Origin of the sequence: Phyllobacterium sp., from assembly GCF_037994405.1 — a bacterium.
In the GTDB taxonomy this organism is placed as follows: domain Bacteria; phylum Pseudomonadota; class Alphaproteobacteria; order Rhizobiales; family Rhizobiaceae; genus Phyllobacterium.
The window spans coordinates 1-5,224 of the sequence record NZ_JBBNAN010000447.1; the positions used below are offsets into that span (position 1 = coordinate 1).

Consider the following 5,224-nt stretch of genomic DNA (forward strand, 5'->3'; position numbering starts at 1 on the left):
AGGGCGACCATGCCGAAGCTTTGTGTGTAGGCATAACGGTAGAGCTGATAGATGATGAAAAGGCCCAGAACGAATAGAGATGCCGGGTAGGCCCAGAGCTTGTTGCGAAGCAGGCACACGACAAGGATTGCTTTAACCAGACCGTGGCTCAACAGATAGAAGGCATAGAAGTGCTGGCTGCTGATGGAAAAATTCTGAGCGAAGCTCAGCAGATGCAGCGCGATGAAGTCGTTTTGGTTCTCGATGAGTTCCGTCTGGGTCAGTGCATTGACCGCCGTCTTGATACGCTCAGTGCTGATAAGGGCCAAGACCACGCCGCCAATGCACTCAATCAAGGCGTGGACTCCTTTAAGCAGTATGCTGACCTCGAAGATCTTGTGAATGCGCTGTTCGTTCATGAAAACTCTCAGACCTGATCTGACACAGATTGATCTTGTTTGACGATTTAGACCAGACGGTTCTCCCGTTCGTCACGCTGTTGGCGTTACGACCCGCTGGTTCTGTCGTAGTGAGAGGAAGTCCGCCCCATGCAAGCCTGAATGAGACCCGCAATGCTGCCGAGACATGATGCAGCACGCACGAGCGTCGTTCCGCGGGTGAACGGAATGGCTAAAACATAGATGCACAGGGTCAAGCCTCTACCGGCCAGCGAGCCCGGTAATCTGAGTAGCGTGGCCAACAGGCGATTCTTGAGTTTTGCCCTGAATTCGGTCAAACAGTGGTCCCTGTTGCGTCGGTATTGATAGTGAATGCTGAGCCGTTCCCGCGAAACCGTCTCATAGGCAATGGCGTGGGGCGTCCAGCCGGTCTTGGCCCCGAGTTTCCTTGCATCCGCCCACAGGCGCCAGTCTTCGCCGCCTCCCAATCCAAGCTCGTTGTCGAAGCGCAGTCCGGTTTGGCAGAAGAATGGCAGACTCCCCATCCAACTGCCGGTTGCAATGCGGACCTGATCAACTCTGCCTTGGTCGCGATTGCGCAAGGATTTTGCCTCGCTGTTCTTGTTCATCCTGTCCATGCCTGACCAGACCAGTTTTTCCCAGAAGGATGTATTTGGTCCGGGTGGTGCGAGCCGAACCGGAGACCCAACGATATCGAGATCAAAGGCGTCCCGTTCAGCAAGGAGCTGGATGAGCCAGTCCGATCGAACAGTTTCATCATCATCGGCGAAGGTGAGCAGATCAATACCTGCATCAATTGCGCAATCAAGAACGCGGTTGCGGGCGAAAGCGATGCCGAGGCGTGGTTCCAACCTATATTGAACAGGCCATTGCGGCATTTGCCCGCGAAATGCTTCGACGATGTCTTGCAAGGTCAGCCTGTCGTTGTTCTCGACGATGATGAAATGCAAACGAACACCTTCCGGCACATCCATTTGCGTATAGGACCGGAGTAGGTTCTGCAGCATCAATGGTCGATGGCGGGTAATTGTACCGACGCATATGCTGCGCGGCTGCGGAGTCGTTCTGCCGGACATGATCAACCGGTGCGGCACTTGCGAAGCACATTCAGCCAGCCATCTGTGCGACGCACGATCTTGCGTGGCAGCAGCAGCATGTCATCCTGTGGCTGGACCCTGGCACGACGGGTGGTCGTGGCACTGGCGTAGCCTGCTTCTCCAACCATTTGCCTGATTTCATCTGATGCCTCCCCGTAGGGATAGCAAAAGGCTTCCACCGCAGTGCCGAGCATGTCTTCCAGCTCATGGCGTGCGTCCGCAATCTGACGCTGCGCTTCGGCTGGCGGGACGGAAGTCAGGTGCACGTGATCAAGCGTGTGAGCACCGACCTCGTGGCCAAGCCTGTGCCACTCCAACATCTCCGGTCCGGACATACAGGCGGAATAGGGCACGCCGACTGGCTCATCCCATTTGTTGAAGCCACCGATTTGCCTGCTTACGAAATAGTTTGTTGCGGTGAAACCGAACTTTTCAAGGACCGGCAGCGCATTGGAATAAACACTCCGGAAGCCGTCATCAAATGTGATGCCGACAACCTTTCCCGACTTTTCGCCGCGCAAATAAGGCTGCAAGTCACGTATGCACAGGCCGGTAAATCCTGTGCGCTTCAGCCACTTCATCTGGCGATAAAAATTACGCGGATCCACTGTCAGATAACGGAAAGGGCTGCCCCGCGCGGCGGGCAGGTCAATCTGGTGGTACATTAATATCGGGATCGGCATCTAACGCTGGTCCAAGCAAAATCAGAGATGAAACTGATGTGGTAAAGTTGCTGATCAGAAATGGCTCACGACCAAGGCGACAACCGCCAGCAAGGCGGCCAAGGATGCCGAGCGAGCACCTTTGGCGCTTGTCGCGCTCTGTGCCATGACAGCCTCAACCATCTCTTCGAGGACGTTGCGGCCATCGGACAAGCCAGCCAGTTCATCCGGCGTCAATATTTCGGTGGACGTTTGCCAATACCAAGCAGCTTCAAGCGCATAAAAAGCTGCGGCTACTGCCGCAAGCAGCACAATCCAGTTATCGGCGGACAGACCAAGCAACATTTGACACCGTCGTTCAAATTATTGTCCGCCGGCCTGTCCGGCTCTGAAGATTATCGAATACATCCCCGTACATGGAAAACTCCTCTTAAAATCTGCGAGGATTTTAGCAGTCGTGGCTGAGCGCAAAATTATGCCGGAATGAGGCGGAACTGAAATTGCCAACCAACGGAATCGCGGAGCAACCGGACATGCTCCCGATCGGAGTGCCCGCTTCACAATCATGCAGGCCCAGCGTCGCGGTCCTGGTCGATAATCCAGCGGTCACGAACTGTTCTGGTTGATAAATAGGCAGATTATTTAAGCACAATTACCTACCGCGTTACGTATTGCGCGCGGTGGGCATATTTGGGATCGTTTCAGCCATAGAGGGGGAAAAAAGAAAAAGAATTCGGGAGGGGGAAAGGGAAGGAAACATAGTTCGAAAATCTCTTTGACGGAGTGGAGACTATGGTTTCTCGACAGCAAAATACCCCGATTGCAGGAAGACCAACTCCTGTAAAAATAGCATCGTATGGCGTTCTCGGCGTATTGGCGACGGTCTTCACCTCGTCTGTGCTGCCTCCGATATTTACTTCGACTTCCGTCAGAGCAGTTGTGAATGCTCCCGTGTCCGCATTGACGTCACCGATCACCGGTACCGTCACGAATATTGCTGGCAAGCAGGAAGATTCCTACGAAGGCCCCATCGCGACTGTCCAAAACGAGCGCGTGGACCGTTCCACCTTGATCGGACTTCAGGTCGAATCGACATCACTTCAGAACGAAATGCTACTTAAACAAGCCAACCTTGAAGACTATCTCAATCGGATCAAAGATCTTGAAGCCGAATTGGCGACACAGCAGGGCGCACTGATCGCGCGTTCCAGCAATGAGTTGCGCGATGCTGAGGTCCGGTTGGACCTCGCGGTGTACTCGGCGGAAAATGAGAAGGCGGACGCAGAGCGAAAGCTGCGCCTGGTATCGAAGGGTGTCGTGCCCGGCACGAAAGATGAGCTTCTCAACAACATCAAGCTGGAAGATGCGAAAGTCGAGGCGGCAAAGCTGAAAGTTGCCATGTCAAACGACAATCTCGACTTTGCTCAGCGGGGAATATATGTCGGCGACAACAACCAGTACTTGCAAAATCTGCAAAACGAGATCCGTGCCAGAAAGGCGGATGTCTCGCAAATCAGTATGCAAATCGCATCAATCAAGACGCGACTTGCTGAGCTGCAAAGCCTAACGGAGGCGGAAAAGCAGCGCATCGACAAGATGGCAAGGGCGGACGTTGCGATTACGAAATCCGAAAAAATCTATAAGACAGTCGCGCAAGTGGGCAAGCAGGTGAATGCCGGGGATACGCTTGCTCAATCTGTCGACTGCAGAGAAGCCTTTGTTGTCGCCATCTTTTCCGAGCGACAGGCACAAGCATTATCGGTTGGATCAAAAGTTGTCATTGAATCAGACGCCTGGAAATCACCGGTCCAGGGTCAGGTAAATCGCCTCCTGCCTCGAACGACCGACCGTGTTGATCTGGATTTTGCGGTCCCGTTTCCTCCGACAGAACGCCGTGAACTCTACGCCTTTATCGTTCCCGACAAATCCAATGAAGATGAAACCAGCAACTTCTGTTCCGTAGGCACTTGGGTTGAAGTCACGCGGCAGAGTGACTGGGCAGAAAAGACGCGCAACTATATCGATAGTGCGACGACGGCGCTCGTCCAAGAGGTCAAGCAGCTTGAGCTGGCCTTCGTTTCAGGTGGTTCGAAGATCGCCAGCGCAGTGACATATGTTTCTTTGCAGGCGAATGCGGCAGAGCAGAAAGCACTTTCACCGGAATCGAGCCGGCCGGCAGGAAATGAAGTCGCTGCCATGCCCCTGGCGTTGAAAAACCCGAAATGCCTTGCCAGCAAATGCCAGGCCTCCGATTATCTGTTTGAACGCCGGCTGGAGACAGAGCTGCATCCGTTCCGTCGTGCACGCGTCATGGCAGATAACGGCTCACAAGCGGTCTTTGACACGAGATGGAACTAGCAGCGTGGAAAGGCTGGTCATCTATGCAACCGGCATAGCAGTCGTTTGTGCGTCTGCTGCCGTGCAGAGTCACGCGGCTGATCGCGCAATCGGATTGAGTCTGTGCGCGTCTATGGCGCGATTGCAAACTGAGCGACCAACAGGCACCTCCAATGGCTCATTTCTTCCAAGTTATCTCGCTTCGGAAAAGGGTGCGGAATTGCCCAGGGCATTGCAAAGCACGGCGTTTGTCTATGACAACGCGCTAGCAGCAATGGCATTCCTGGCATGCGGTCAAGTGGATCGCGCCAAATCCATCGGTGACGCCCTGACAACGGTCGGCCAAAATGACCGCTACTATACGGATGGCCGCATCCGCAATGCGTACCGATCAGGACCAGTTGGTGAAAAAGCAGCGTTACCTGGCTGGTGGGACGACGCCGCAAAGAACTGGGTAGAAGACGAGTATCAGGTAAGTACTGCCTCCGGAAACGTTGCCTGGGCCGCGCTTGCGCTTCTTCAACTTCACGCCAAGACCAAAGACCCCAAATATCTTGAGGGAGCAGAGCGACTCGGATCGTGGCTGCAACAGCTGGGTGGCACAGATGACCGTGATCCCAGCGTGCCCGGCGGCTACTATGGTTTCGAACCAAATGCAGTTCGCATCGCGTGGAAATCGACTGAGCACAATATCGATACCGTTGCTGTCTCACAGTGGTTGTGGATGACG

Annotated in this window: 5 protein-coding genes and 1 pseudogene; 2 read left to right on the top strand and 4 right to left on the bottom strand. The window is 54.2% G+C overall.

The features are described from left to right. The 4 genes from AAAC48_RS24305 to AAAC48_RS24320 all read right to left on the bottom strand — a co-directional run. A partial coding sequence (locus AAAC48_RS24305; protein ID WP_340656654.1) for a DUF2127 domain-containing protein occupies positions 1-398 on the bottom strand: 398 nt, incomplete at its 3' end. An 86-nt stretch (positions 399-484) separates the two neighbouring features. Beyond that, complete coding sequence (locus tag AAAC48_RS24310) at positions 485-1,474, bottom strand: glycosyltransferase family A protein (protein ID WP_340656655.1); 990 nt, start codon at positions 1,472-1,474, stop codon at positions 485-487. A 2-nt stretch (positions 1,475-1,476) separates the two neighbouring features. Continuing rightward, positions 1,477-2,178, bottom strand: a complete 702-nt coding sequence (locus AAAC48_RS24315; protein ID WP_340656656.1) for a polysaccharide deacetylase family protein — start codon at positions 2,176-2,178, stop codon at positions 1,477-1,479. Between the two features lie 54 nt (positions 2,179-2,232). Next, positions 2,233-2,502, bottom strand: coding sequence for a hypothetical protein (locus AAAC48_RS24320; protein WP_340656657.1), 270 nt, complete (start codon positions 2,500-2,502; stop codon positions 2,233-2,235). A gap of 606 nt (positions 2,503-3,108) precedes the next feature. On the opposite strand from AAAC48_RS24320, the gene AAAC48_RS24325 reads away from it, so the two are divergent. Next, entirely contained in the window at positions 3,109-4,515 is a 1,407-nt protein-coding gene (locus AAAC48_RS24325) for an HlyD family efflux transporter periplasmic adaptor subunit (protein WP_340656658.1), read from the top strand. A gap of 4 nt (positions 4,516-4,519) precedes the next feature. Next, positions 4,520-5,224 (top strand): annotated as a pseudogene (locus tag AAAC48_RS24330) (hypothetical protein); the annotation flags it as partial.